General features: G+C 48.1%; 25 protein-coding genes. All 25 read right to left on the reverse strand.

Annotation, left to right across the window (positions count from 1 at the left end; translation table 11 throughout):
• Window positions 1-618: 618 nt before the first annotated feature.
• The 25 genes from BLA28_RS14735 to BLA28_RS14860 all read right to left on the reverse strand — a co-directional run bounded on the left by BLA28_RS14735 (window position 619) and on the right by BLA28_RS14860 (window position 26937).
• A complete protein-coding gene (locus BLA28_RS14735) occupies window positions 619-1728 on the reverse strand; it encodes a DUF6273 domain-containing protein (RefSeq protein WP_081330066.1) in 1110 nt (369 codons plus the stop codon).
• A gap of 190 nt (window positions 1729-1918) precedes the next feature.
• On the reverse strand, window positions 1919-3010 hold the full coding sequence (locus BLA28_RS14740) for a hypothetical protein (protein ID WP_069157997.1): 1092 nt from the start codon (window positions 3008-3010) through the stop codon (window positions 1919-1921).
• A 27-nt stretch (window positions 3011-3037) separates the two neighbouring features.
• The gene (locus BLA28_RS34240; RefSeq protein ID WP_242880613.1) at window positions 3038-3256 is read right to left on the reverse strand and encodes a GyrI-like domain-containing protein; all 219 of its coding nucleotides are present in this window, start codon (window positions 3254-3256) and stop codon (window positions 3038-3040) included.
• 220 nt (window positions 3257-3476) lie between these two features.
• A complete protein-coding gene (locus tag BLA28_RS14750) occupies window positions 3477-3932 on the reverse strand; it encodes an HIT family protein (RefSeq protein WP_009252711.1) in 456 nt (151 codons plus the stop codon).
• A 115-nt stretch (window positions 3933-4047) separates the two neighbouring features.
• Window positions 4048-4254, reverse strand: coding sequence for a hypothetical protein (locus BLA28_RS14755; RefSeq protein WP_069157998.1), 207 nt, complete (start codon window positions 4252-4254; stop codon window positions 4048-4050).
• A 309-nt stretch (window positions 4255-4563) separates the two neighbouring features.
• Window positions 4564-5514, reverse strand: coding sequence for a putative ABC transporter permease (locus BLA28_RS14765; RefSeq protein WP_069158000.1), 951 nt, complete (start codon window positions 5512-5514; stop codon window positions 4564-4566).
• Between the two features lie 427 nt (window positions 5515-5941).
• A complete protein-coding gene (locus BLA28_RS14770) occupies window positions 5942-7264 on the reverse strand; it encodes an S-layer homology domain-containing protein (protein WP_143131503.1) in 1323 nt (440 codons plus the stop codon).
• 83 nt (window positions 7265-7347) lie between these two features.
• Window positions 7348-9561 (reverse strand): leucine-rich repeat domain-containing protein, encoded by a 2214-nt coding sequence (locus tag BLA28_RS14775; RefSeq protein ID WP_069158002.1) that lies wholly within the window; start codon window positions 9559-9561, stop codon window positions 7348-7350.
• A gap of 116 nt (window positions 9562-9677) precedes the next feature.
• Complete coding sequence (locus BLA28_RS14780; RefSeq protein ID WP_069158003.1) at window positions 9678-10682, reverse strand: sensor histidine kinase; 1005 nt, start codon at window positions 10680-10682, stop codon at window positions 9678-9680.
• Window positions 10672-11844 carry a histidine kinase N-terminal 7TM domain-containing protein gene (locus tag BLA28_RS14785; RefSeq protein ID WP_081330067.1) on the reverse strand — a complete coding sequence of 391 codons (1173 nt, stop codon included), beginning with the start codon at window positions 11842-11844 and terminating at the stop codon, window positions 10672-10674. The genes BLA28_RS14780 and BLA28_RS14785 overlap by 11 nt, the downstream gene beginning before the upstream one ends.
• 4 nt (window positions 11845-11848) lie before the next feature.
• On the reverse strand, window positions 11849-12475 hold the full coding sequence (locus tag BLA28_RS14790; RefSeq protein ID WP_069158005.1) for a response regulator transcription factor: 627 nt from the start codon (window positions 12473-12475) through the stop codon (window positions 11849-11851).
• Window positions 12476-12902: 427 nt separating this feature from the next.
• Window positions 12903-14576 (reverse strand): S8 family peptidase, encoded by a 1674-nt coding sequence (locus BLA28_RS14795; protein ID WP_069158006.1) that lies wholly within the window; start codon window positions 14574-14576, stop codon window positions 12903-12905.
• A 168-nt stretch (window positions 14577-14744) separates the two neighbouring features.
• Window positions 14745-15128 (reverse strand): hypothetical protein, encoded by a 384-nt coding sequence (locus BLA28_RS14800; RefSeq protein WP_009252692.1) that lies wholly within the window; start codon window positions 15126-15128, stop codon window positions 14745-14747.
• Between the two features lie 129 nt (window positions 15129-15257).
• Window positions 15258-16634: an MATE family efflux transporter gene (locus tag BLA28_RS14805; protein ID WP_044968286.1), complete on the reverse strand. Its 1377-nt coding sequence runs from the start codon at window positions 16632-16634 to the stop codon at window positions 15258-15260.
• A 120-nt stretch (window positions 16635-16754) separates the two neighbouring features.
• Window positions 16755-18047 carry a bifunctional phosphoribosyl-AMP cyclohydrolase/phosphoribosyl-ATP diphosphatase HisIE gene (gene hisIE / locus BLA28_RS14810; protein WP_071699272.1) on the reverse strand — a complete coding sequence of 431 codons (1293 nt, stop codon included), beginning with the start codon at window positions 18045-18047 and terminating at the stop codon, window positions 16755-16757.
• A gap of 80 nt (window positions 18048-18127) precedes the next feature.
• Entirely contained in the window at window positions 18128-18733 is a 606-nt protein-coding gene (hisB, locus tag BLA28_RS14815; protein ID WP_069158007.1) for an imidazoleglycerol-phosphate dehydratase HisB, read from the reverse strand.
• 22 nt (window positions 18734-18755) lie between these two features.
• On the reverse strand, window positions 18756-20045 hold the full coding sequence (gene hisD, locus BLA28_RS14820) for a histidinol dehydrogenase (protein ID WP_071699253.1): 1290 nt from the start codon (window positions 20043-20045) through the stop codon (window positions 18756-18758).
• A gap of 15 nt (window positions 20046-20060) precedes the next feature.
• Window positions 20061-20705 carry an ATP phosphoribosyltransferase gene (hisG, locus tag BLA28_RS14825; protein ID WP_009252687.1) on the reverse strand — a complete coding sequence of 215 codons (645 nt, stop codon included), beginning with the start codon at window positions 20703-20705 and terminating at the stop codon, window positions 20061-20063.
• A 20-nt stretch (window positions 20706-20725) separates the two neighbouring features.
• Complete coding sequence (gene hisZ / locus BLA28_RS14830) at window positions 20726-21979, reverse strand: ATP phosphoribosyltransferase regulatory subunit (protein ID WP_044968279.1); 1254 nt, start codon at window positions 21977-21979, stop codon at window positions 20726-20728.
• A gap of 97 nt (window positions 21980-22076) precedes the next feature.
• Window positions 22077-22607 (reverse strand): NUDIX hydrolase, encoded by a 531-nt coding sequence (locus BLA28_RS14835; RefSeq protein ID WP_069158008.1) that lies wholly within the window; start codon window positions 22605-22607, stop codon window positions 22077-22079.
• A 1-nt stretch (window position 22608) separates the two neighbouring features.
• Window positions 22609-23145, reverse strand: a complete 537-nt coding sequence (locus BLA28_RS14840; protein ID WP_069158009.1) for a Holliday junction resolvase RecU — start codon at window positions 23143-23145, stop codon at window positions 22609-22611.
• Between the two features lie 20 nt (window positions 23146-23165).
• Window positions 23166-24191, reverse strand: a complete 1026-nt coding sequence (locus tag BLA28_RS14845; RefSeq protein WP_069158010.1) for an RluA family pseudouridine synthase — start codon at window positions 24189-24191, stop codon at window positions 23166-23168.
• 9 nt (window positions 24192-24200) lie between these two features.
• Entirely contained in the window at window positions 24201-24764 is a 564-nt protein-coding gene (locus BLA28_RS14850; protein WP_069152469.1) for a hypothetical protein, read from the reverse strand.
• A gap of 108 nt (window positions 24765-24872) precedes the next feature.
• A complete protein-coding gene (locus BLA28_RS14855) occupies window positions 24873-25379 on the reverse strand; it encodes a GNAT family N-acetyltransferase (RefSeq protein ID WP_069158609.1) in 507 nt (168 codons plus the stop codon).
• A gap of 796 nt (window positions 25380-26175) precedes the next feature.
• Entirely contained in the window at window positions 26176-26937 is a 762-nt protein-coding gene (locus tag BLA28_RS14860) for an SDR family NAD(P)-dependent oxidoreductase (RefSeq protein ID WP_069158011.1), read from the reverse strand.
• Window position 26938: the final 1 nt, after the last annotated feature.

Raw genomic sequence — 26938 nt, forward strand, 5'->3', positions numbered from 1 at the left:
GATTTACGTCCGCAGCTGCTCTGATTTGCTTCATTTTTTCACCCCTTTTTGTAAGAAAATCAGTTCCTTTTTAAAAATTTTAATCTCAATTATATAACATGGTACACAATAATGTACCACAATGCATAATTATAATTTATTTCACGGTATTAAGCAACACTATTCGGCAGAACATAATCCGGAAAAGGCTGTGAAAATATACAATCTGATATTCATCAGAATGTAAGGATGGCTGGCCAACGATTTGAGAAGTATACTGGTCGCTCCATGTCCCACTCCATATTCAGCGTTCCCCGAAAAATAAGTTACTGTAACGTATCATTTGTTTTGTTAAAGTCTTCCAGTTCATCTTTTCCGGGAATATATTTTTCTTCTGACAGTTCTGTTCCCAGACTCCAGACAGGGCTTTCTGTAGAGGTATCTCGGGTTCTTCGGGGAAAAATGAGAAAATTACTTTGTTTGTATGACAAAGCATCCATGAGTTTAAAATCTATAAAAAGAAGGCTTTCGACTCAGCAATGCTAAGACAATAAGCCCTCTTCAAAATAAGATTCTTATTCATACTCTTTATTTTAAAAATCCAAAATTTCAATCATAAGACTCATAGCAGACTGATGCTTAAATTCGAATCCACATCGCAGGTCGGATGCCGCCGTCACCATTTATATCACGATATGGATGATTATATACATCATCACCACAAAGAAATATTTCGCCAATCAGTCCCACACTGCCTGATGTGTGCTGTCCTGCTCCACCGGGAGAACGCAGCCACCACCAGCCCAGTGTACCATCAGGTTTAAATGCTCTGCGAGCCGGACAGTATTGATCATTGATAAACAAACCGTCAATTAACGCTGTTGTGTTTCTCACAGGTATCCCGCCCGGAAAACCTTTTGTATCTTCCCAAAACCAACTTATGCGATTACGTATATCGCCGCTGTCACCGAAGTATCGGATTACTTCATCGTAACTCAGCAGAAATACTTTATCAATCGTTGGATTTCCGCACTTTGTACCACTCCATGGATTATCGCGGTCACTCACCTGTGTTTCCAAGATCCGAGCCTGCTCTTTAGGTGAAAAGGTTTCATAAAATGTGCTGTTCAGATACTGCCGCATTTCGCTATCTTCCCAGGTAATATCAACCAGGTCACTATGATAATCTCTCTGTCCAATTATTTCTTCAGTGAGTATCAGAATTTTATTATCTTTTTCCTCCAGAATAATCCATTGATATCCTCCAAAAGAAATACGCTTTGCTTCCGTTGATTTCACATCTTCCATTGCTATTGTCTCCTTTATTAGATTTTTTGATAAGGAAAGTGTTTCAGCAATGGAAAGTACAGATGGGATATATGAATCAAAATTCATATGTATGCTGCTGCTTTGCTTCAATTCCTTCACCAGATGAGACAGGGCATCACGGATGATGGCGAGTGTTTTGATTTCTTCTTCAAGTTCTTGTATATTATGGACGAATAGGTCAATGGCTTCGGTAGTCTGTGCATTGTTTAAAATTATATGAATTTGTTTCATAGGAATACGCAGCTTTCGTAAAATAAGTATCTGTTGAAGCCGCAGCAATGCAGTTTCATCATAAACCCGATAGGCATACTCGCTCTTTCGCAAACTAGAAATAAGCCCTATTTTTTCATAATAGTAAAGCATTCTTGTTGAAATCCCATATAATTTTGATACTTGATTTATGGTGTACAGTTCCATCATTATCACCTCCTAATAAATAGGATAAAGTACTACACGGTGTTTAAGTCAAGAAACATTTGAAAATATATGCCAAGAAACGATTATCCTTCCCGGATTCGCTCCACCAGCGACTCCTTTCTCAGCGTGTTCATCGATACAAATGAGAACAAAACCTGAACCTAATCACTCCCTAATTTTATTGTTATGTCATTTACGAAGATGGTACCTCATGATCAAGCCATAATTCAATATCTCGTTTCATGGCAACGGTAGAATCGTTCAAAGGTATGCGGATCCCCTGGCAGCCGCCTTGACAGGGTTCATTACGCAGCTTTCTGTCACAGCCATAACCGGCTGCAATCTTTTCACGTAAAAACAAGGGAAATGTTTTGATAAGGTCTGCATACTTATCCGTATTTTTGGATCTTACAACGATACAATAACCGTATTTCATTGATACTTCAAATTCCCATATTCTGCGGGAATAGATATCCCGCGGTGATAAGGGCCGCCTGCTGTTTTTTGTATAAGCATACGCAAAATGAGTTGCAGTGTCGTTTATGACTGCACAGGTCATTTCCTTGTCTATATAGCGCTTATGTAATTCTAAGGCAAACCTTTGGATGTTTTCAGGCAATAGATATATCATATCCTTCAAAACATCCAGCAAATCCGTATCCTCCGCCTTCATTACCCTGTAATCACACCGGAAAAGATCATTGGCGTTATTATAAAACCTCACCCACAATTCCACTGCTGCCATTGACAGGGCCTTTAACCCCGCCAGCATGACTGGTGCATTAGGATAAGATATTTTTAAAAAGCCATCTGGCATATGAAATGTCTTGACATCTAAATCAATGCCTGTAAAAACAAAACCACAAAGAGCTAAAAATCGCAGATACTCCATCTGTTTAGATGCAGGGATTTTGGGCTTTATGTCTGTAAATGACGGAATTTCAGAAATTAATAAAGACTCGCCGCTTTCATTCAGACTGCCATTATAACCTATGTCAATCAAGAGGTGATTCATATTCTTCAGAAACGGATAGTCTAATTGGTTCTTTGTTTTCTGCGGTTTAGCATATAAATGTCCGTCCGAAATTAAACGATCACAAAATAAATACATAAAATCTCTGAAGGCAATAACGCCGTTTCGGATATTTTCTTCACTTGATATGTTTTTAAACATTGGTTTCAGCGCATATGTGTCAGGTATGTTCGCCGGTAACAGGCTTTTTAGATAAACCGCATACTCATTGATTGGTTTTTGAATTACTGTCTCGCCATGGCTCATATTCATTCCCTTATCCTTTATTTTGTCATTTCCTTAATGGGCAGTTGGAGGAGTTAGCCCTACTTCCACTCTTAAATCCGCTCTGGAACAATCAAATCCCATCCCTCTTGCATCGGGTTTTATTTTCAGCAGTTCCGTTTCATACACAAATTTCTCAATCATGCCGGTCGCTTCCGGCCCCACTCCATATTCAGCATTCCCCGAAAAGTGAGCCGCTGCTACGGTCATTGGCGGAAGATAAATTATCCGCACGTCTTTGTCTTCCAACTTTTGCAGCGTCTCATTTAAGTATAAAGCATGACACGGTGTTCGTGTCAATAAAAGTTTCATATAAAATAATGGTAACTATTTCATGGTTCTCTGTACTTATGCAATTGCCATGAATTATTTTTCGGAAGCATAAAAACAAAATGTTCTATGGAAAATACTGGCCAGGTATTTCCATAGAACACTTCATAGAACAACTCAATTTTTATTGCATTAATAGCTTGTCCAGTTCCCTGTTAAGCTGTGTTTTCAAGTCTTCCAGTTCTTCTTTTCCGGGAAGATATTTTTCTTCAAACAGTTCGGCTCCCAGGCTCCAGACAGGGCCTCCTGCAGGGGTGTCTCCGGTTCTTCGGGGAAAAATGTGCCAATGCATGTGACGGCCGGTGCCTGCCCCAAGAAGCTCGTAATTCAATTTATCCGGCCGGAATGTATTGTAAACGGCTTCGGCCACCAGGGACATTTCCCGCAGGAATTCCATGCGGAAGCCGGGTTCCAGGAAGTGCAGTTCTGTTGCGTGTTCTTTGCACAGAAAGAGTGTATATCCTTTAATCCGCTGATGGTCACCGATAACCACATAGCCTGTGTTCAGTTCTCTTACAAAATATGGATTCTTTCCGGCCTTAATCCATTCAATCCTTTCACATATCATACAGTTATTCATGCAGACAGACCTCCCTTTTAAATCCCTATGTGTTGTTCAGTCTTTGTTCTTTTGCTATTTTACCATAGCTTTACGTGTGTTTAAAAAATGTATATTCATCTTCGTAATGAAATTATTATGGGAACTCAACCCGACAGCTTGCTACTAACGTTGAGTCAAGAACTTGGCACCCATATCCTTTGACTTCTTCCATAACCCTTAATAATTCTTCTTTTGTCTTCAGCCATTCATAATTTACAACATTGTCTTTATTCGTATAAATTAGCAGAAATGGTCTTTCCGATGGTGTTCCGCCTTCATTTAATTTCTTTAACTCATTCATATGAAACAGCCTCTCTTTCCATACTATTCATAATGCTCTTCAGCCTATATAACCATACCGCTAAAACTGCATGTTTTACAGTAAAGAAAGCATTTTTCAGTACCTTTTTTTGAAGGCTAAAATATTTTTCCCTGCCAAAAAGGTTATGCTGCACTATGGATTAACGCTTTTTAAAGTTATTATATCATATGTAGTGAGTATTTTCATTATTGTATATTTGTTTTTTGTTTATCAGTTCTCAGGAAAGATCCTGACGAAAATCCTTGTTCTGGTACAGGATGCATTTGTCAGGTTCCATTTTCTGTTTCATTATCTAATACGATATAATTTTTTCCGTTCTTCCAGATACTGTTTCTTCTCCTGAATTTCTATCTGCAATTCCTCTATCGCCTTTTCATCTGCATTATCCTCTTTTAGCTGTAAAATAAGCTGATCCTGTTTATCTATAATTTCCTCTTGTATTTGAGAAGGTGTTACTTTCATCAACTCAAAATTATAAGTTGCATCTTGCTTTATACGATCCAGATTATCAGCAGTTTCTTGCTGTATACGTTCTATTTCGGCTTTAATTTCCCGCATTCTCTTATTGATGCGGTCAGTTCGATAAATGACATCCGGATATGCATCTGCAATTCTTCTGTAAAGAATTGATTTATTATGCATAAGAAGCTTTATCTCTTTACTTATACTCTCCGTATTATCAGCTTCACTACTTTCTACACTGCTCTTAACAAACTTCATGACAAAATGAGATGTCAAATAATCTGCAGACATAGTAAGTATAATTATGCTTGTAAGCGCATAGAGACTTCTCTCCGGAATCAGAGCAAACAATGAATACATAATGGGATTAATTACCTCAATCACCAATGTGCCGCCAATTCCAAACAGAATCAAATTTCCAATCCAAATACGTCCATGAAGATTCATTGGTTTTGTACTATAATCCCACCATCTGGCATGAAACCTTTTTTCCAAATAATAACTGACAGCATATTCCAGAATCCCGCAGCCTATAAAGGAAATGCTGAATGTTGTTCCAACAGAGGATTCCATACCAGATAATATACTTACCATTACTGTAATAAATACAATACCAGAACCGTAAATCGGACAATAGGGACCTATTAAAAATCCACGATTTATAAAACGATGGTATTGTATGTACTTAAGCAGTACTTCCATACACCAGCCTAATACTGAAAATACAAAAAATAACAGAACCAGGTAACAGATGTGCTGCAAAGATAAATTATCCATTATCACTCTTCTCCTTTATGTAATACAAACATTTACAAAACACAAAAAATGCATGACTGAGATGCTTTCTGTTTGCATAAATAAAACAACTCTTCACCGGTCAATGGTAAAATTGTATTGCCGGAAAACATTCCACAATCCACCTGGAAAGAGTTGCCTATTTATTATATCATCTATTATTCCATAAATCCATATATCTATTATAGGAGTTTGATTATCTGATACTCTCTTTTTATGTAACTTGTAGTCGAATAAGCAATTAACACAAATTATGACACAAAAGCGGCTCAATCACGAAAATTAAGCCTTTTATTGCCGGTTCATGTATTTTCCATGATATGATTCCCTTCTTTACTTGGTAAATGCCGGGAAGCCGCCGTTACCTGACGGTAAAGCGGCGGCTTCCCAGCATTATGCTACAGTATGTTTAAGAGTTCCTGGTTCCGTCCGGACCGACCCGGTAACCGTCAATCTCGGTATTGGTCGCCATGGAGCCGTCCGCATAGAAATAATACCATTTACTGCCGATTTGTCTCCAGTCTCCTGACTGCATGAGGCCCGCAGCATCGAAGTAGTACCATATGCCTTCTATCTGCTTCCAGCCAATGACAGGCTTGTTGTTCTCGTAGTACAGCCAGCTCCCAATGTCGTTTTGCGCCCAGCCCCCGGCGGTATCGCGGTCAATAACGATCTCCACAAAGCGCCGCAGGACAGCGGCTGCCTCAGTGCGGGTAGCAGTATCTTTCGGGGCAAACAGGCGGCTGCCCTTGCCGTTCATGACGCCTGCCTGCTGCATCGCCTGTACAGCCTCCTTCATGCCGCTGGAAATCTTGTTGCTGTCCGTGAAAAGCTCCGCTTCACGGGCCACAGGGAGGGTGTACCCCATCTGATTCGCGTACCGCTGCATAATAACCGCCATCTGTTCGCGTGTGATGGTGGCGTCCGGTGCAAAGGTCGTTTCACTGGTTCCGGTGACAATCCCCTTGGAGGCCGCCCACTCCACATAGGGGGCATAGTAGTCGGTGGCGGCAACATCGGAAAACCGGCTGGAGGGATAGGCGGCAGGGTCGATACCAGCCAGCCGTCCCAGCGCCACAACGAACATGCCCCGTGTCATGGTGCCGTCCGGAGTAAAGGTTGTTACACCGGTTCCGGCCAGCAGCCCCCGGCTCGTCACAAAGTCAATATCCGCCTTCGCCCAATGGTTCACGGTGTCGGCAAAGGCCGGGGCGGGCTTGTAGCCCACGCCGTAGACACTGAAATGCCCGGTGGAGCCAATCACGTTTCCGCTGCCCAGGTCATAGCTGGACTGATACAGCCATTGTGCTTCCTTCCCGTCCTTGCTATATACAAGGAACAGGCTGCCGGTCTGCTCGTTGTCTGCCGGTTTGTAAGCCAGTCCCACGGTGACGCGTCCTGCGCCGAAGTTCTGAATAGCCGCCGCCGTGCCGTCCTGCCCTGTATAGCCTACGGCAAGCCGGTAGGCCGGGCGGGTGCCCACGGCAGCCAGTGCGTCCCCGGTCAGGCCGGGTTCCCTGGCTGCAGTCAAAGTGATGTCCCCGGTGGTTTGCTTCTGTATTTCCTGCAGGGCGGCAAGGTCAAAGGTCAGGTCCACAATTCCGGTGTCCAGGATGGCATACTTCACCTTGGCGTCAATGAAGCGGTCAAGGGTAGCCCGCCTGATGGTGATGGAAAAGCCATCGTAGGCGGCGGAGGTTTTTGCACGATATTGTAATGCGATACCGTTCACTCCGGCCCGAGCATTCTTTTGGACTTCAGCGATGGCCCCCGCCGTGCGTGCATCGTCCGGCTGCCCGGTGGCCGTGCCGTTTACTACGGTAACAGGCAGTTCGATTTCAGCCAGCACAGGGTTATTGGGCTTCGGCGGCTGGGGTATGGTGATGGTGTAATCCTGACTGCCGCCGCCCCCACTGATGCCCCTCCGCCAGACGGTGGGGCAGCCTCTTCCCGCGTGATAGTGATGGTGTATTGTTGTGATGAAATTTTGTCCTCTGCGGTGACAGTAATGGTAAACTCGTTAAGTCCCTCATTCAGGTTTTTTGTACCATCGCCTTCCACGGCAGCCTTGGAATCGCCTGGGGTGGCAGTGATGGTAATGGTATTCGTAGCGTTGCCCACAGATGCTTTGTACTCCGTGATTGCCGAATGGAAGGCCGGTTCAAGGGTTATGCCGTCTGACAAGGACAGGCTTTGCAGCGTGGCGTCCGTGCTGGGCGTATAGTTTCCTTTGAAGTTTGCCTCTACGGTCATGTTGCCGATTAACTCAAAGCTGACCTCGTCCGTGTTTGATGGGATATGGCCTGGCAGTTTTGTCCATTCCTGAAAGGAGAAGCCAGCATCGGGCCTTGCCGTCAATTTTATAATATTGTTGCTGAAATTAAAGCCGCCAGTGGTCCAAACCGTACCGCCCGGCGTCTGGTTGACGGTCAGGGTCTGATTGTCCTTTATCTTGAATGAGCCGAAGGGGTTACCGGCGCAGTACAGCTTGGTCAGGGCCATCCCGGACACGTCCAGCGTTTCCAGATTGTTAGATTGGCAGTACAGAGAGGTCAGGGCCGTCCCAGACACGTCCAGCGTTTTCAGATTGTTAAATGAGCAGTTCAGAGAGGTCAGGGCCATCCCGGACACATTCAACGTTTCCAGATTGTTATCGGAGCAGTACAGAGAGGTCAGTTTCGTCAGGCTGCCCAGTCCAGATAGCGTTTCCAGATTGTTCTCTAAGCAGTACAGCTCGGTCAGTTGCGTATTCTTTGACACGTCCAGCGCCGTCAGCTGATTATAGTGGCAGTGCAGCTTTGTCAGTTTCGTCAGGCTGCCCAATCCAGATAGCGTTTCCAGATTGTTCTCTAAGCAGTACAGTTCGGTCAGTTGCGTATTCTTTGACACGTCCAGCGCCGTCAGCCGGTTAGCGTTGCAGTACAGAGCGGTCAGTTTCGTCAGGCTATCCAGCCCGGACAGCGTTTCCAGCTTGTTATTGAAGCAGGACAGATAGGTCAGCGCCGTCAGGCCGGACACGTCCAACCTCCCGGCAAGGCTCTTGTTGACTAATTTCAGTTCGGTAATTCTTTTCGGGTTGCTTTCGTCCCACGTCACCAGCCCCGTCCAGCTGGCCGGGTCGTCCCTTTTTACGTCGCCACTCACTAAAGAGGTGTGCTCGTCAAGGATAGCCTGAAAAGCCGCCAAGTCGTTGGTATTGTAGGCTTTAATGTCATTTGCCAAAGTGACATTTGCCGCCCCAATCCGCACATAGATTTCCGGCAGAGCCACGTCCTCCGCGCAGGTATATCCGGCTGGAAGAACCGGGGTGAAGGTATAGCCGCCCTGTTCGGCGGTGTCGTCATACTCCGTGTCAGGCTTCCACATCACGCCCTCAATGATGATCGGGGTGGGTTCGGTATCCTCCCCCACGGTATACCCGGACGCGCCCAGCGTTGCGGGCAGGATCAGCATGTCCAACTTTGTACCGGCGGAAACGGTCTGATATTGCACCGCCTCGTTCAGTCCATCAAAGTCTGTGATGGTGAATACAGGTGCTTCCTCCGGCTGTTCCAGGTCCGTCTCCGGCAGTTCTGGCGCAGGCGGATTGTTCCCGTTGTCCGCCTCCAGCTCCTTATTGCCGCACTCGTCACAGACAAAGCCGCAGGGGTGGCCCTTCACAGTCTCCACGTACCCGCAATCCTCGTCATGCTCCCCGCGCTCATGGGGGCAGTCCTGCGCATAGCACTCCTGGGTGTGTTCATGTACGGTGGTCGCATCGCTGTCCGTCGCGGTGGGCGCGTCCTCATCGTCAAATCCGCAAATCAACTCGTCGGTGTAACAGTCCCCGGTATGCTGGTGCTGGCATGGCTGGCCCGGTTCGGCCTCCATGTACCCGCACGCTTCGGTATGTTCCGGGTGGTGTTCACATACCACCTCCCGGTTCCCAGTTGATGACCCTTCCGCATAAACCGTCGTTCCTAACTGTCCCGCCAGCAGGGCGGCGCACAGCAGCAGGGAAAGGCCGCGTGTGTGTTTCCTGTTCCTCATATGGTTCCCTCCTATTATTTTTTAGCGGACAGACAGGGGCGTTTCCCGCAGCTCTGTAAGAGTTGCGGGAAGGGGTATCCCCCCTTCCAATCCCTTTGCCCGCTTGAACAGCTCCATCATTTTTCTTCATGGATTAACGGCGCGTCCACCTGGACAAAGAATCCGCCGTCCTCCATCTTACCATAAGTGAAATCCCCGAACAGGTTGTTGACCCGCTCGTCCATGCTTCTCAGCCCATAGCCCTTGCCCGTAGGCTTTGTTGTCCGCCCGTTGTCACGGATCAGCAGTCTCACCTGATCGCTGCCAACCATATATGATACGGTCAGACGGGTGGCGCTGCCGTGCTTGATGGCGTTGGTGGCGGCCTCCTGGCAGATGCGCACCAGGTCCGCGTACATGTATTGGTATTCTGCCGTTTCCTCCCCGGAAATCTCCGGCACAATCTCCAGTCCCACCCGCGCCATCGAATCACGGAAGCGGTAAAGGAAGGCTGCGAAGCTGCCGCTGGAGTAGTCCCCAGCGGATTCCAGCGACGCGATGCTGATGCCGGTAAACCGCAGGGCCTCCCGCAGTTCGGTCCGCGCCGCCTCTACATCAGGCAGGGCGCTGAGTGCCAGGTTATGGTGGGCGGCAATCATTGTCAGGGTATGGCCCAGCGTGTCGTGGATATCCCGCAGCAGCAGGGCCTGCTCCCGCAGCGCGGCGGCTTCCCGCTCTATGCGGAGGCTCTCCCTAAGCTCGTCATTTTGCGAGGCAATCCGCGCATTGGCCTCCCGCAGCAGTCCGCTCTGCCGCTTTGTCTCGGCCAGAAGCTCCACCGTATCCGTCACGTCGGTCAGGAGGATACACCGGGCCAGCGGCCGCTGGTTTTTCCCATACCGGGCAAAGGAGATGTGGGCGTTGTAGTGCCTGCCGCCGTGCTCAACGGGCATCTGGCCCTCCCCACCGGCAAGCAGGGACGACAGGACCGGGTAATCCCTGGTGAAGGCACGGAGGTTCTCCGAACGCTCCACCCTGGGAAACAGGGCTTCAAAGGCCGCGTTCATCAGCAGCACCTGATACAGCTTATCCAGAATAACCACCGGCTGGTCGATGTGGTGCAGATAGAGTTCATAGTCCATGCTCAATCCCTCCCCTTATTTCCCGGACGATGCGCCGCACAATCTCCAGCGCCTGTGATGACAGCTTCCTTCCCCGTTCCAGACGTTCCGGCTCCGGCAGGGAAACAGCCTCTTCCGTGTTATCCCGCAGTTGTTCCAGAATGCCGCGTACCTCCGTGTCCAGAAGCGACATGATCTTCATGCGCTCCTGCTGGGCCGCAAGCTCCGCGGCGGTCCGGGCCTGCCGCTCCAGCGCGTCCGTCTGTTCGGCCAACTCCCTGCGGGCGGCCTCCAGGCTGGCGTTCTGTGCCTCTAACTCCATCTGAAATTTCTGATACCAGGTGACGTCAGTCCGCATGACTAGCGTGTTCCCGTCCTCCAGGCCGGAGCGTGTAGTCCGGTAAGCCCGTTCCGGCTGCCCGGCCACGCCGTTGTGATAGAGCGTCCGGCCTGTGAAATCCTCAACCCCTACCGGGTGGGCCATGTTATCAAGCACATTCTTTGCAGCAATGGGTGTCAGGCAGAGCGGGCGGTGATACCACACGATTAAGTAGGCCCCGATGACCATGATGCAGTAGGCGGCGGGGGTGAAGTCCAGCGCGGGATTGAGCACGAACATTCCCCAGGTGTTGGCTGCCACCGGCGGTCCGAAGCAGAGCAGGAGCAGCCAGGTGGAGCGGTCCTCGGCGTCCCATTTTACCCGCTGCATGGTGAGGTAGGCATAGACAAAGCACCCATAAGAAAACAGGGTGAAGGGGTAGAACAGCAGGCCGTAGTCCCGCCCGGCGAGGCTGAACCGGGTGTAGTATAAATGATGCAGATCGTTGGTGAGGATAACAAGATAAAAGAACGCGCCCGTACCAAACAGGGAAGCCGTCTTACCCTTATCCCGGAAGGGTCTGTATTTCCCACCGTAGCACCAGCTGAGATACACGCAGGCTGGCCCCAAAACACACATGCCCAGGTAACAAAGGTACAGCGACGCCCGGTAGGTATTTTCCTCCGGCCAATAGAGATAGATAGAGTTTTCAAGGTGCTGGCCCAGCGCCCATAGATAACCGAAGATGAGGATAATGCAATAGGCGGTCTGTATCCGCCCCTGCTTCCGGGCGCGCAGGAAATACCCGGCGGCGGGGGCCGCCAGAAGAAGCAGTATCCATTGAAAGCCCATCCATCTACTCATTTAGTCACCCCTTTTCCAGCTTGGCGATTAGATCCGCCCGGTCCACAGCCCCCAGCTTGCGGTAGACAGCGGAAACCAGGTTCCGTGTCCGGCCGTAGGTAATCCCCAGCTCCACGGCAATCTCTTTGTTGTATTTGCCCTCCGCGATGAGGCGGGCTGCTCGCAGCTCCGTCTCTGTGAGGGGGCCTGTCCCCGGCTTTTTCGGCGCGTTCAGCAGACTGCCCAGCTTGCGGCTGACGCCCGCGTCCACCGCGCCGAGGCCATTGTAAACGCCGCGTACCGCTTCGGCCAGACGGGGCGGGCTGCCGGTTTTCAGCAGATAGCCGTCCACACCCAGGCCGAACAGCTCTCGCAGGTATTCATCATCGTCAAAGGTGGTGAGGATCAGCAGCCTGACTTCCGGCAGTTCCGACCGGAGGATTTTGCAGGCTGCGACGCCATCCATGCCCGGCATACGGATATCCACCACCGCCACGTCCGGCGGTGTCTCCCGGCACAGGGCCACCAGTTCTCCGCCTTCCGCCGCTTCGCCCAGAACCGAAATGTCCGGTTGCTCCCGCAGGCTGTCGGCCAGGGAGCGCCGCAGGACGTCACCGTCCTCGGCCAGGGTGACCTTTATTATATGATTCATATCTTTTTACCTCCTTATTTATCGTACCATAAACCGTTAAAAATGCTCGATTTAAGTTGTCACGCGTGACAACTTTGTGTCTGACTGCCGTCTGACAGATGATACTAAATTACGGCAAATAAGTAACGGTAAATAATGTCTGTATTAATCTGTTCCCGTCTATCGCCCGGTTCTTTTTAACGCGGAACCGTCAGATTGTTTATTGGAGGATCCCCCAAACCTTCATGAATAGAACCCCGCAGCCGCTGGCTGCGCGTCCGGCGGACTCTTTATCGAACGTGGCCCGGTAAACGGCTCAGAGATGAACTTGCGGACTGTCTAAATGTCTATTCCGTCGACGAAAAATCCAATAATGGCGGCCCTGTCCTTTACTCTGGAAATTCACTGATAATTTCAGCAAATTATTTATTTAAGCTCCATTCTCCTTTTATATTAAACGGCTGAACATCTCCATAATATTAATTTTCCCATAGCCCCAAATAGGATTAGGATAGAGCAAATCTGAATTTCTTATCGCACCGCGTATCAGCAGCCGGTTAATATCCCTTCCGGTAATTGTCATATAGTTTCTCTTTTCCACTGCCCATTCCATCAGAAGGGCAATAATACCTGCTGTATGTGCAGCAGCTGCTCCTGTACCAGAGGCCACGCCAAAAGCCTGGTTTCGGACTGGGCAGGGTAATGCATATCCCGGAGCAACGATATCCGGTTTTACCAAATTGCTAGGCGTATATCCCCTGCTTGAAGAGATCAGGATACTGCCCGATAATTGGTTGTATGCACCGACAGTTAACGGATTACGGGAATTTCCAGGTGAAGTAATCGTTGTATAGGGATTCGGCCGAAGAAAATAGGTTTCTTCGGAAATGATATTCCCTGAGGGAAGCCATGCATTAAATTCACAGAAAATGTCGTCAATTGCTGTGACACGGATCGTCCATATACCACTGAAGGCATCCTCAAAACGTACCAGAATTAATTGCTCTCCTGTTTCTTCTTCCAGTATAATATTGTTGATAAATATTCTGGTGGGACAGAATATAAAAGAATACTCCCGACATTCGTCAAACCGAGGGAAAATCGAATATACGATTTCTCCTGTCGGCGAGGTAAATTCCACCATCACCCTGCAGGGAGAATTCTGCCATATCTCCAGGAAGAAGTTTTTATCCGCTTCTCCTACCCTCAGTTCAAAGGTATCTGTATTCCGTTCCGGATTAAAAGTCCCGCTATAATGTCTTCCTTTGTTCCCCTCGTTGCCCGCCGATACACAAATCCCGATACGTGGAATGGTACACAAATAATTCAGCCAGGTTGCAAACATACTGTGCCCTTCATGAGCCCCCTGACTGGAACCCATTCCGATGCAAAGTACCAATGGCCGGTTTAATCTGGCCGCCACAGACAAGATATATTCTATGCCTAATAATATATTGGTTTCCTGATAACAGTCTACGTCTTCCGTAATTCCCCAAATCTTCCTGTTATACTTTTTGGCTGGTGCCAATTTCACCATAATCAGTTCTGCTCTCGGAGCAACTCCGCTGAAATAGTGCTCTTCCTTAATACTTCCTGCGGCTATTCCTGCCATCATGGTTCCATGCCCTACTTCATCCTCACTGGGAACAACAGATAAAGGACTGCTGCTTTGCAGCGCTTGATCAATCATCGTTTTATTGTATTCTGCTCCAAATGTAAATCCTTCCGGCTTTTCCCCATCCATAACTGTTTGATCCCAAATAGAAAACAGTCTTGTGGAACCATCCGGATTCTGAAATACTTCATGGCAATAATCAATCCCTGTATCCAAAAAGCCAATCAGTACTCCCTGCCCGTTCAGGTCGAAAACAGGGTTATTCCGCACCTCTGTTACGCTGCTTCTTATAAGGCTGATTTGAGAATCCAATGTGTAAAGAGTAGGAAATATATGATAAGGATATTCCCCCAATAAGCACATATTAAATCGGGCAACCGGGATATGAGCCACAGAAAATCTGTTATTTATCCATGTTGTATTTTCCGGTGACTCAAATGCAATACCCAATGAATTTTCAACCAGTAAATCCATATAATTATCATCTAATATTTTATTAATAGGCATTACCTCCAGTTAGCCATCCTGCCAAAGTATTGTCTGAGGACAGGAATATCCCATATTATTCCATAATATGCACTGGAAACAGGACATATTCCCTTCTGTTAACTTCAGATATATTCTTGCCATCCTCAAAAAAAACCGCCAGGCTCACCCTGACGGTTTTATACATAACTATTTGCTTTTCAGAATATCAGGAAACTGACTGATAAAATCAACAAGCTTTGTCTCTTCCTGCGCATTTACCGCTGTCTCTATCTGATCTGCCGTAATGCCGCCTATGCTGAGGTCCTGCCCCCGGCAAAAGAAATAAATACCGAACAGCAGGACCGCAATAACAAGCCGCAGGCCAAAGGAAGACATATGTACTCCTTCTTCCGGACGGGAATATTCTGCCGCGCTGAGCGGGTAGCCATATTCATCCGAACTGCTGTAACTGCCGCTTTTTCCATAAAGGATTTCTTCCCTTGTGCGGATACGCTGCTGGTTATTATGATTTTCCTCACGAATCAGGCGCATGAGCTCCAGTCTCCGCTGGGTATTTGAATCTTGATTCATTTCCGACCTCCGGATTTTCCAACAGGGCTTTCGCTGCCGTCCGGCATTTCCAATCTCTGCACCCTGCAGACTGGAAGGTCATTTGCCGGCTGCGAAAATCCTTCTTTGTAAAAAATATGATCGAAAATGTTAGTCCATGCCAACTTTTTTATGGGACAGCCTCTTGTATTCACGCAGGAACAGAATCCCTGTCACGGTTACAGCGATGGTATCGGCTACCGGTTCCGCCAGAAAGACTCCGAAAACTTTATCCGGCAGCAGGGCTGGAAGGATGAAAATCAGCGGTATCAGCAGAATCACCTTTCTCAACAAAGCCAGGAATACGGAAGTAAGTGCATTTCCCAGGGCTATGAAGGTCTGCTGACAGGCGATCTGGATCCCGAACAATAGAGAAGCCGCCATATAAATGCGGATGGACCAGGTAACGTAAGCGGACAGCTCCGCGCTGCTGGTGAAGATAGCGATGAAAACATGCGGAAGGAACATGGCTATCGCCCACAGCAAGGTACTGTATACAAGTGAAGATGCCAGCAGCAGCCGGAAGGCTTTTTTTACCCGTTCGATATTTCCCGCTCCGTAATTAAAGCTGATAATCGGCTGTGCCCCCTGGGTCAGCCCCTGAAGAGGCAGCATGGAAAACTGCATGACACTGGTCATGATAGTCATCGCGCCTACGGCAATATCACCGCCGTATTTAAGCAGTGAGGTGTTGAAGCATACGGATATGATGCTTTCCGTGAATTGCATGATAAAAGGGGATACGCCAAGCCCGATGCACGGCAGGATAATGTCTGCGGACAGCTTCAGATATCCTTTACGTATACGCAGGAAGCTTTTGCCTGAAGTAAGGAAACGCAGCACCCATACAAAAGATACGGCCTGCGATAAAATCGTAGCCAGGGCGGCTCCTTTCACTCCCATATCCAAACCAAAAATGAGGATGGGATCCAAAATAATGTTGCATACGGCGCCGATTGCGACGGTAAGCATTCCGGTTCTGGCATATCCCTGTGCGTTGATAAAAGCGTTGAGCCCCAGGGAAATCTGGACAAAAATAGTTCCCATGGCGTAAATGCTCATATAATCCCATGCATAGCCAATCGTATTATCACTGGCTCCGAACATGAGAAGGATGGGTTTGCCGAACAGCAGGATCACAGCGGTGAGCACAGCCGCCATCAGAACGAGCATGGTGGTACAGTTGCCTAATATTTTTTCGGCTGTTTCCTTATCTCCCTTTCCCATCATGATGGATGCCCTGGGCGCCCCGCCCATGCTGACCAATGCGGCGAAGGCGGAAATGGCCATAATCAGAGGCATGGTCACACCCACTCCGGTGAGCGCGCTGGGCCCCACATCGGCGATATGACCGATATACATTCGATCGACCATATTGTACATGACGTTGATAATCTGTGCCAGAATAGCAGGCAGAGCCAGCTTGAAAAGAAGCTTTCCGATACTGCTGTTTCCCAGATCCGCTTCTTTTTCCTGTGTAGCTTTCATAATAAAATCCCCTTTCCAAATCCGGATTGTTCTAAAAAGAACTAATTCCATAAATAAATATACAGAGGAAGTGATGAAATGTCAATCCTTCTTCCCCTGTATATATTTATGTCAGGTCTGTTATCTGTTTGCCAGCTCCGTAGTGATTTCCTCCCAGGTGACTCCCTTTTCTGCCATGAGAACCATCATGTGATAGAGGAAATCACAGATTTCATATTTAATCTCATTAGGATTGGGATTTTTCGCGGCGATCACGATTTCCGTCGCTTCTTCTCCCAGCTTCTTCAGTATTTTGTCCACGCCCTTATCGAACAGATAATTGGTATAAGAGCCTTCCTTGGGATTTTCCTTACGGTCTTTTATTACGGAGAACACATCCTCAAACACCTTCAGGGGATTGTGCTGGCTGTCCGTCTTATCATCCATGGTAACTATTTCATTAAAAAAACAGCTGTAGGAACCGGTATGGCAGGCAGCTCCAATCTGTACCACCCGGGCCAGAATGGTATCCATGTCGCAGTCTCCGTAAAGGGATTTCACGTACTGATAGTGACCGCTGGTCTCTCCCTTAATCCAGAGCTCCTGGCGGCTTCTGCTGTAATATGTCATTTTTCCGGTATGTATGGTAGCCTTATAGGCCTCTTCGTTCATATAGGCCTGCATAAGGACCGCATCTGTCTTATAGTCCTGTACGATAACGGGCAGCAGGCCGTCGGAATTCTTTTTGAAATCCTCCCACTGATAGGCCGCCGTAATTTCCGACACCTCAATACCATTGTCCTTGCACAAATCCTTCAAAGCCTGAATCTCCTTAATATTGTCGTTTACCAGCTTCCCGGCGATTCCTCCCACATTATCCAGCTTCAGAATCTCTATGATCTTTTCCAGGGAAATCTCAGGCAGCGTAGTGATGACAGGCACCGGGCTGTTCTCTGCCACCTCTTTTAAAACAGAGGGCTCTTTGATGAGAAGCCGGCTGATATATTGATTGATCAGCGTGCATTGCTCTTTTACCACCTTGCTGTTATCAACCATGGCAAAGAGCTTATCCGCACCGAATTTCATGGAAACTTCTCTTGTGATCTCCACATTATCCTCCAGCGAATAATCCAGTACAGCCTGTCTGCAGCCGGCATAAAGCAGTTTTTTCACATCCTCCATACGGCGGATATGGCCGGCGCCGATAACCGGAACCGCCACGGAAGCACAGATTTCCTTTATGATATCGATATTTTCTTCATGCTCATTATCCGTTTCGGACAGATCAAATACGAAAATACCGTCACGCTTATTATCGCTGTAGCTCACTGCCAGGGCCACCGGATCTATGCTGACCTCACGTTTATCCTCCAGCCCGTTTACCGCCCTTTTCTGATATAGATAAATACATGGTAAAAATTTTTTCGAGTTCATATGTTTTCCGCTCTTTCGTCCGCTTTTATGGTATTTATATTGACCGCTTCGGTCATGCTGTTTTCTTTTGACTGCCTTGGTCAAAGGCTTCCTTTTGTGCTCAGTACCCCGTCAATCCGTTCATCCCTGCCGACCGCCATATCCAGAGCCTTGGCAAAGGACTTGAACATGGCTTCCGCCATATGGTGGCTGTTCAGGCCTGACATCATTTTCAAATGCAGGTTCATGGCTGCGCTGTAGGAAACGGCATAGAAAAATTCCCGGATAAGCTGGCTGTCAAGCTCACCGATCATAGGGGTGGGAAAATCACATTCAAATTCAAAGTAAGGCCTGCCGCACAGATCAACCGCGCTGAGAGCAAGCGCGTCATCCATGGGAAGGATAAAAAAACCATATCTCCGAATGCCTTTCTTATCACCAATCGCCTGTGCAATTGCCTGCCCCAGGACAATTCCGGTATCTTCCACGGTATGATGGCCGTCCACCTGCAGGTCGCCTTTAACCTGTACGGTCAGATCAAATAGGCCATGCCGTGCGAAGCCCTCCAGCATATGGTCAAAAAATCCGATTCCCGTGCGGATGTCACTTTTTCCGGTACCGTCAAGATTCAAGGCAACAGTGATATCCGTCTCTTTGGTCGTTCTGGTTATGGATGCCTGACGGCATCCGCCCGTCTCCTGTTCCATTGGCCTGCCCTCCTTAAAATCACTATTCAAATCTTACTTTAATCGAATTTGCATGAGCCGTCAAGCCTTCCCTTTCGGCAAACAGTTCAATATCCTTATGAACCTTCTCCAGAGCCTCCCTGGAATAGGAAATAATACTGGTTTTCTTCATAAAATCATCTACATTCAGAGGCGAGAAAAATTTGGCGGTGCCATTGGTAGGAAGCACATGATTGGGACCGGCAAAATAATCGCCCAGAGGTTCGCTGGAATATTCTCCCAGGAAAATGGCTCCCGCATTGCGTATCTTTGTCATGACGGAATAAGGATCCTTCGTAAGGATTTCCAGATGCTCGGAAGCGATTTCGTTCGCCGTATCTATGGCGCTGTCAAGGCTGTCTGCAATCAATATGTATCCATAATTATCAAGCGATTTCCGGATGGTATCACTGCGGCTTAAGGAAGACAGATATCCGTCTATTTCTTCCGATACCTTCGCCGCCGTGCTCTCACTGGTGGTAATGAGGATCGCGCTGGCGAGTTCGTCATGCTCCGCCTGTGAAAGAAGATCCGCCGCCACATAACGGGGATTTGCCGTTTCATCCGCAATGACCAGAATTTCGCTGGGGCCTGCGATGGAATCAATGCTCACATAACCGAAACAGGCCTTTTTGGCAAGGGCTACAAAAATGTTGCCGGGGCCTGTGATTTTATCCACCTTAGGGATGCTTTCCGTACCGAAGGCCATGGCAGCGATTGCCTGGGCGCCCCCCGCCTTATAGATTTCATCCACTCCCGCAATATTCGCAGCCGCCAGCGTTCCGGGATTCACTTTCCCGTCGGCACCGGGAGGGGTGAGCATGATAATACGTTCAACACCGGCCACTTTGGCAGGAATTACATTCATCAGCACGCTGGAGGGATAAGCCGCTTTGCCGCCGGGCACATACACTCCGGCCGTGGCAATGGGAAGCATTTTCATACCCAGAATCGTACCGTCCGGTCTGGGATCAAACCAGCTGCTGCGCAGCTGCTTCTCATGAAAAAGACGTATATTTTCCGCAGACTTTTGCATGACTTCCACGAAATCGTTCCCTGCCTGCGCATAAGCTTCCTCTATCTCTTCCTTAGTAACTTTCAGGGTATCAGGGGTGATCTCACAATGATCAAATTTACTGGTAAGGGCAAAAACAGCCTCGTCTCCTTTTTCTCTCACCTGGGCAATAATATCCGCCACAACCGTTTCATATTGTCCGTAGTTATTAGGGCTTCTTTTCAGAAGATCATTCAGCAAGTCCTTTTTTGTATTCTCCGATAATTTTAATGTCCTCATAGTCTGGCTCCCTTCCTACAGCTTCTCCTTCAATTGATTGATCAATCCTTTGATACGTTCCGGCTGCATCTGCATACTCACCTGGTTCACAATCATCCTTGCGGAAAGGGGACACACCTCTTCCAGAACCTCCAGGCCATTTTCGCGGAGAGTGCTTCCGGTTTCCACGATATCCACGATTACATCAGACAGGCCGACAATCGGCCCCAGTTCCACCGAACCGTTCAGTTTGATGATGTCCACTGTCTGATGTTTTTTATTATAAAAATAATCTTTCGCTATGTTCGGATACTTGCTCGCCACACGGATCATCTCATGATGCTTCAGCAGCTCTTTGGACTCTGCCGGGCCGCAGACACACATACGGCATTTGCCGAAGCCCAGATCCAACACCTCGTATACACGCCTTCCTTCTTCCAGCAGAGTATCCTTGCCCACAACGCCGATATCCGCGGCGCCATATTCCACATAGGTGGGAACATCCGGCCCTTTGGAAAGAAAGAACTTCAGCTTAAGCTCTTCATTGACAAAAATCAGTTTCCGTGAGGATTTATCCTTCATTTCTTCGCAGGTAATGCCCACTTCCTCCAAAAGCTCCAGCGTTTTATTTGCAAGCCGGCCCTTGGCAAGGGCAAAGGTTAAATATCTTTTTTCATCCATGGTTTTCCGATTCCTTTCTCTTAATTCCGGTCCAGAAGCTCTTCCATACAGCCGCCTTCCGCGGGCATGTAGTAAAAGGCCTTCTGCATATGGTTTTTGGATTTCTCCCGGTAGATTTTTACATTTTTTTCAAAAGAACCGGTATCGGAGGAACCTGTCCCGGGAATCGCAGGGATCAGTTCGGCAGGAATCTGCTGCGCCCTCAGCTCTTTTGCTTTTTTAAGCGCATCACGGAATCTTCCTTCTTCATATATAATCAATACGCCGTCCGCACGGAGCCGGGGGACTTTTTTCTGTCTGGCCAGGGCCTCCAGAAGATCATCCACCACGATAACAAATCCGATGGCGGGAGCTTCCTTTCCGAAGTACTTCAGAAGATTGTCATAACGCCCGCCCTTGGCAACTGCATCCCCGACTCCATAGGTGTAGGCTTTGAAGATCACGCCAGTATAATAATGGTACTTGCTCAGAAGCCCCAGGTCAAAGGAAACATAACGTTCCACCCCATATTCACACAGGACCCGGTACAATTCCTCAAGCCGTTCAACCGCCTGAAGGGAACGTTCATTGCTCACAAGCTCCTTAGCCCTCTGCAGCGCCTCCGCAGAGCCGAAAAGATCGTTTACTTTCAGAAGAATTTCACAATAATCCCGGCGTATGGCTTTCCGCTCCAGCAGCTCCTGGGCGCCGAAAAAGTTTTTGCTGGAAATGTAATCCCGGAGTTCGTCTTCCGTTTCCTCATCCAGCCCAGCCTGGGAGCAGATCCCTTTAAAATACTCCACCTGCCCGATGCTCACCTGGAAGTCCTCCAGGCCGGAGGATTTCAGCGCTTCCACCATAAGCGCGATCATTTCTCCGTCCGCTTCCACGGAAGGCTCCTGAATCAGCTCGGCCCCCAGCTGGGTGACCTCCTTCAGCTTTCCCTGAAGATTGGAGGTATTCGTAAATGTATTTCCGAGATAAGAAAAACGAATAGGAAGAGTCTCGTCCATAAAATATTTGGCGGCACATCTCGCCATGGAAGGCGTGAAATCCGGCCGGAGTACAAGCGTATTCCCCTCTTTGTCAAAAAATTTATACAGCTCCCTTGACGGCGTGGTGCCGATTTCCCGGCTGAATACGTCAAAGAACTCAAAGGTAGGTGTCTGAATATCCTGATAACCATAGGAACGCAGGGAATGGTGCAGCTTCTCTTCCACCATCAGCTTTCTTAAATATTCCTCGCCATAAATGTCACGGACACCTTCCGGGGTATGTACTAATGGTTTACTCATTGCAGCCTCTCTCCTTTTGGTTTGAAATAATTTTTACTTTATCACATTAACGTGATAATTGACTACCTTATTAGCACGGCAAACTATCAATACTATACTAGACCTGTTTCAGACTGTCAAGTATTTCCTTCCACTTTTCATCAGACAGGACAGTCCCTGTCATGTCCTTTCCATTCAGCTGCCATTCAGCCAGGAGGTCTCCTTCATAGCGCAGCTTAAGAGAGAAAAAAGGAACCTTTTCTTCCAGAAGGCGGAAAAAAATAAGATCGCCTGTCCACAGATTCAGTTCAGGGATTTTCGATTTGGCTATCCATTCCAGACAGCCTTCATTACAGTCAATCATTTCCCCTTCAAAGCCGTCCGCCGTATAAAGGCACATATACTCGGTTCCCCATTTATCGGATACAAAGGTCACCAGCCCGCGGAATTGATAGGAGGTAAGGCTCAGGCCGGTTTCCTCCATAGCTTCCCTCAGAAGACAATCTTCCGGGCTTTCTCCTTCCTCCGCATGGCCTCCGATCCCCACCCATTTATCTTCGTTGAGATCATTTTTCTTTTTTATACGGTGAAGCATCAGATATTTATCATCCTGCTCAATATAGCATAAAGTAGTTACCGGACTTTTCATTTCATTCCTCTCTTTCCTCCAGATCCTTCTGAAGCATGTCCAGATAGGGAACCAGAATCCCCTGTTTTCTCGGAAGAAAATATTCCGGATTCAGTTCGTCATGCCGGAAACTCTTCCTTCCGCCTTCCTTTGCCCGATCCCAGAAATAACGCAGGTGGGCATAAGGAAGATAATAAAATTCATTTCTGTGTGAAAAGAAAATAAGGAAGAAAGCAATTCCTCCCTGCTTTTCAAAAGCTTCCATAAAAGAAACCTGATGTTCATGAATATTGGCAAGAGCAAAGGTATCCGCCGCGCATTCCTTGGCGTCAAAGCAGACAGGAAGCCCCTGTACCACGCCAATATAGTCAACCGTGCTTTTCTGGTCAAAATAGGCCAGCGTAATGTGCCGCTCATCCTTATCTATTTTTATAGGGGTTATAGGCGTCGGGATTTTCTGTATGAGCGCCAGCCCGTTTTCCTGATATCTTTCATTGGTACGGTTTACCAAATCCTCCAGTGTCGAACCCCTGAGCCCCCTCGAATTCCATGTTGCCATTTTTATCCTCCGCGATGTCCTTAATTTCCTTCTTTCTTCAGCAGAAGAAAGGATTCTGGCTCCGGCGCGGTAAACACTCTGCCGCTCAGTCCGGCAAAGAGGCCGTCCATCTCCGGAAATTCTATCCGATGAGCATGAAGCATCTGGGAGCGGATTCCCTGTCTGCGGAAACGGTCATTGATACGTTTGTCACCGTATTTTCCGTCCCCGATCAGCGGATGCCCCAATGCGGCCAGATGGGCGCGTATCTGATGGCTCTTTCCCGTAAACAGCTCCACCTCCAGATAAGTATAGCCTTCATAATAAGCCAGAGGATGGCAGCCGGTTACAATATGAAACGCCCTGCTGCTGTCGGAAGGCAGAGCCGGAAGGATTTCCACCTGATTGTTTTTCTCATCCTTACGCAGCCATGCATCCGTAACCCCGTCCAGCTCCGCCCTTCCTGCGGCAAAAAGCCTGTAGAATTTATGTACATTCCTTTCCCTCAGCAGTTCACTCATCTTCTGGCTTCCCGCCAGCGTCTTGCCGCAGACAACAAGGCCGCTGGTATTCCGATCCAGACGGTTGCAGACCGAAGGACGGAAGGTGCGCAGACCTTCCCGGGTAATCTCTCCCTGTTCAAGCAGATAATCAATCAGCCACTCATTCAGAGAATAATCTTCAGGCGAGGCTTTCTGTGACAAAAGCCCTGCCGGCTTATTCAGAAGCAGAATATTGTCATCTTCATAAATGACCGGCACCCGGGGCACAAAAGCTTTCTTCCCTGCCCTCTCAGACTTATTCCCTTTCTGATTCCCCAAGTTCCCTGAAGCGATATCCGGCGCCGGGCCTCGGAATTTTTCCAGTGTCTCCTCTGAAAGGAAAAAACAAACCCTGTCCCCCTGAGCAAGCTTTTCACTTCCATCCGCTTTCGCCCCGTTCAGAGTAATATTCTTTTTACGCAGCATTTTATAAAGGAAGCCGCTGCCAGCTTCCTTTAAATATTTTTTGAGAAATTTATCCAGACGCTGTCCGGCTTCATTTGATCCAACTGTAACTTCTTTCATGGGGTCTCCTTAAAGAGATATTGCCTTTACCAGAGCGAGTACGGCCTCCGTCTGAGTATCCTCACAGGAAAGCTCCCCGAGCTGATCCAGCCGGTTCAGATATTTGGGAATATCCTGAAAAATTTTGATATTTACATCCTTGATATTATTTTGTGAACACATACTCTGCAGATGCTTTTCACAGGCTGCGGTTTTACATTTGGGATTAACAGCGATACCAACCAGGTTATTTCCCCGGAAAACCATGTGGGGGATTTCAAAGGTTGAATCATAGCTTGTGAGCACACTGTCATACAGAGAAGCCAGCTCCCCTGTATGGGGATTTATTTTCTGGTACAGCTCCTCACTGCAGCCCTTCGCCCTGATAAACATAATCATATTCACCGCACATTTACTTGCGGGCAGACATCCCAAAATAGCGACTACGGTCAGAAGATTTTTGTTCGTTCCGGTAGTCCAGTAACCACAAAGATAAATCGCCAGGGAAAGCAAAAACAGGGAAACCGTTTTAATAATTTCCATTTTCCTCTGACTTTTGATATAGCCGTACTGTCCTTTTTTTATTCGATGCATGACAGGCAATTCCTCCGTTGTTTTCAATTCTTGTAACAGTTTAACACATTATGTAAGAGAAATCCAGAAGTGCCTGTTCCTGATTTGCTTTCCCGTCTCCTTCCACAATCATCCCTCCCCGCTGCTCTCCTTAAAAAACTTTTCATACCCAATCAAAGTCATATTCCCCGACACCTTCCTGGCAGACAAAGTATTACAGAACCCCATCTTTTCATAAAGATGACAATTCCTCTCCTCCTCCTGAATCGTAACAAGCCTCCAGCAAAACGTTTCCGGATACATCTGAAAAAGCTGCTCCAACACAGCGGAGCCGATCCCCTTATTCTGCTCCTCCGGCAAAACAAACATAGGTGAAATCAGATTTGCATCCTTCTTACGCACAACCCTCACCCCGCCGACCATCCGCCCCTCATAAACTATCAGCCAGTAATCCGTATCCTCCTGCGCCAGCTGACACACCACCTTATCCACCGTATCCATAACCGGACTGGTCTCATCATCCCGATAGATTTCATAAAGCGGCAAAAACGCCTCCCTTTTCAGCCCATGAATCAGCTGCGCATCACTCCTCTGTGCCAATACCAGCTGTACCGGCCCGCCTTTTACATCAATCATACTCTCTCTCCTCCTTCCGGGAAAAACAAAAAAACGCACCCGACAAATATATGTCTGATGCGGAACAGAAGCAAAGAAAATATAAACAAACATTATCAGCTCCCAACATTTCTGCATAGACACATAAGACCTACCGGCTTGTATACTATGCATGAAAAGAGCTTTCCCAAAAAGAACTCCCTCACACGGCTACAAGCAAATACGCCTTCCATAAAAATAGCTATGCACATATGCACGGACCTTACATCCGCCGGACGCCAAACAACATTTCATCTTTTCCCTCTTAAACCCTTCCGGTTCCCCCGGAAAACTTTTTCTCATCCTACCACGTTAAAGCCCCCCTGTCAATACGCCCCAACAAAAACACATCATCTCCCCCCAAAACCAATTCCCCCAATTTCTTATTTAATCCCTTCCCCCCTTCATTCATAACCTCCAGTATAAACGCATCCGCCCCATGTTCCCTCCCTGTCTCATATGGTTTCCTCCTCTCCGCCGCTGCCGGAGGATATGTTTACGGGACCATGTGAAAAAATGGTGATGTTTCTTAATGCTCCGTTCCGCCGGGATTATGCCGCCCTTAGCGGCTTGTCTGACGAACGGAAAGCGCCCCAAGGGGGCCGCTTCCCGCGAGGAGTTCTGCCGCGTTGGCATAATCCCGGCGGAACGGAACATTTAGAAACACCCCATTTTTGAGGCTGGCCCCGCAAACATACCCCCGGCAGCGGCGGAGAGGAGGAAACCATATGAGACAGCAGAGGGAACATGGGGCGGATGCGTTTATACGTCTCCACCACTACTTCATCTTCTGCACAACCCCCAGCAGCACCCCATGAGGAACCACCTTCGTGAGCAGATGCAGCCCCTTTATCAGCGGACTATACACAGACATCCCCTGATTCCTGGCCGAAGCGGTCAGCGCCGAACGAACCACATCCTCCGCCTCCACCATACTGTACTTTTTAATAGCCAGGGTATCCTCGTGCTTCTCCGCCTTCTCAAAGAATTCGGTTCTGACAGGCCCCGGGCAGACGGCAGTCACATAAATTCCTTCCGGGCCAAGCTCCTCACGCAGAGCCCTTGACAGGCTGAGGACATAAGCTTTGCTGGCCGCATAGACGGCAAACCCCGGCTGCGGAAGAAATGCCGCGCTGCTCGCCATCATGATAATACGGCTTTTTCTTTTCATATAGGGAATGCAGGCATAGGTCATATCCGTCAGCGCCCTGCAGTTTATATCCAGCATCCCCAGCTGCTCCTGCCTTCCCAGCCTGTTAAAATTCCCCATCATGCCATAGCCTGAACTGTTTATGAGCATACGGATAACGGGCCGTTCCTTTTTCAGAAGCTCACGGAAATGATCCATATCGGCATCGCTTGTTAGATCCATAGGAATTACTTTTGCCATATGATCCAGCCGGGCGGCCAGTTCTTCCAGACGTTCCTCCCTCCTGGCTATCAGCCAGAATTCATCCACAGTATACAGGCCTGCGTCCAGCTGCAGGGCAAATTCTCTTCCGATGCCGGAAGAAGCTCCGGTTATAATCACAACATTCATT

It is taken from the genome of Eisenbergiella tayi, from assembly GCF_001881565.1.
Classification (GTDB): domain Bacteria; phylum Bacillota; class Clostridia; order Lachnospirales; family Lachnospiraceae; genus Eisenbergiella; species Eisenbergiella tayi.

Excerpts from the sequence above, each read along its gene's own strand:
- BLA28_RS14735 (WP_081330066.1), bottom strand. The coding sequence starts at position 1,728 with ATGATGGAACTGTACACCATAAATCAAGTATCAAAATTATATGGGATT.
- BLA28_RS14740 (WP_069157997.1), bottom strand. The coding sequence starts at position 3,010 with ATGAATATGAGCCATGGCGAGACAGTAATTCAAAAACCAATCAATGAG.
- BLA28_RS14750 (WP_009252711.1), bottom strand. The coding sequence starts at position 3,932 with ATGAATAACTGTATGATATGTGAAAGGATTGAATGGATTAAGGCCGGA.
- BLA28_RS14755 (WP_069157998.1), bottom strand. The coding sequence starts at position 4,254 with ATGAATGAGTTAAAGAAATTAAATGAAGGCGGAACACCATCGGAAAGA.
- BLA28_RS14765 (WP_069158000.1), bottom strand. The coding sequence starts at position 5,514 with ATGGATAATTTATCTTTGCAGCACATCTGTTACCTGGTTCTGTTATTT.
- BLA28_RS14775 (WP_069158002.1), bottom strand. The coding sequence starts at position 9,561 with ATGAGGAACAGGAAACACACACGCGGCCTTTCCCTGCTGCTGTGCGCC.
- BLA28_RS14780 (WP_069158003.1), bottom strand. The coding sequence starts at position 10,682 with ATGGACTATGAACTCTATCTGCACCACATCGACCAGCCGGTGGTTATT.
- BLA28_RS14785 (WP_081330067.1), bottom strand. The coding sequence starts at position 11,844 with ATGAGTAGATGGATGGGCTTTCAATGGATACTGCTTCTTCTGGCGGCC.
- BLA28_RS14790 (WP_069158005.1), bottom strand. The coding sequence starts at position 12,475 with ATGAATCATATAATAAAGGTCACCCTGGCCGAGGACGGTGACGTCCTG.
- BLA28_RS14795 (WP_069158006.1), bottom strand. The coding sequence starts at position 14,576 with ATGCCTATTAATAAAATATTAGATGATAATTATATGGATTTACTGGTT.
- BLA28_RS14800 (WP_009252692.1), bottom strand. The coding sequence starts at position 15,128 with ATGAATCAAGATTCAAATACCCAGCGGAGACTGGAGCTCATGCGCCTG.
- BLA28_RS14805 (WP_044968286.1), bottom strand. The coding sequence starts at position 16,634 with ATGAAAGCTACACAGGAAAAAGAAGCGGATCTGGGAAACAGCAGTATC.
- hisIE (WP_071699272.1), bottom strand. The coding sequence starts at position 18,047 with ATGAACTCGAAAAAATTTTTACCATGTATTTATCTATATCAGAAAAGG.
- hisB (WP_069158007.1), bottom strand. The coding sequence starts at position 18,733 with ATGGAACAGGAGACGGGCGGATGCCGTCAGGCATCCATAACCAGAACG.
- hisD (WP_071699253.1), bottom strand. The coding sequence starts at position 20,045 with ATGAGGACATTAAAATTATCGGAGAATACAAAAAAGGACTTGCTGAAT.
- hisG (WP_009252687.1), bottom strand. The coding sequence starts at position 20,705 with ATGGATGAAAAAAGATATTTAACCTTTGCCCTTGCCAAGGGCCGGCTT.
- hisZ (WP_044968279.1), bottom strand. The coding sequence starts at position 21,979 with ATGAGTAAACCATTAGTACATACCCCGGAAGGTGTCCGTGACATTTAT.
- BLA28_RS14835 (WP_069158008.1), bottom strand. The coding sequence starts at position 22,607 with ATGAAAAGTCCGGTAACTACTTTATGCTATATTGAGCAGGATGATAAA.
- BLA28_RS14840 (WP_069158009.1), bottom strand. The coding sequence starts at position 23,145 with ATGGCAACATGGAATTCGAGGGGGCTCAGGGGTTCGACACTGGAGGAT.
- BLA28_RS14845 (WP_069158010.1), bottom strand. The coding sequence starts at position 24,191 with ATGAAAGAAGTTACAGTTGGATCAAATGAAGCCGGACAGCGTCTGGAT.
- BLA28_RS14850 (WP_069152469.1), bottom strand. The coding sequence starts at position 24,764 with ATGCATCGAATAAAAAAAGGACAGTACGGCTATATCAAAAGTCAGAGG.
- BLA28_RS14855 (WP_069158609.1), bottom strand. The coding sequence starts at position 25,379 with ATGATTGATGTAAAAGGCGGGCCGGTACAGCTGGTATTGGCACAGAGG.
- BLA28_RS14860 (WP_069158011.1), bottom strand. The coding sequence starts at position 26,937 with ATGAATGTTGTGATTATAACCGGAGCTTCTTCCGGCATCGGAAGAGAA.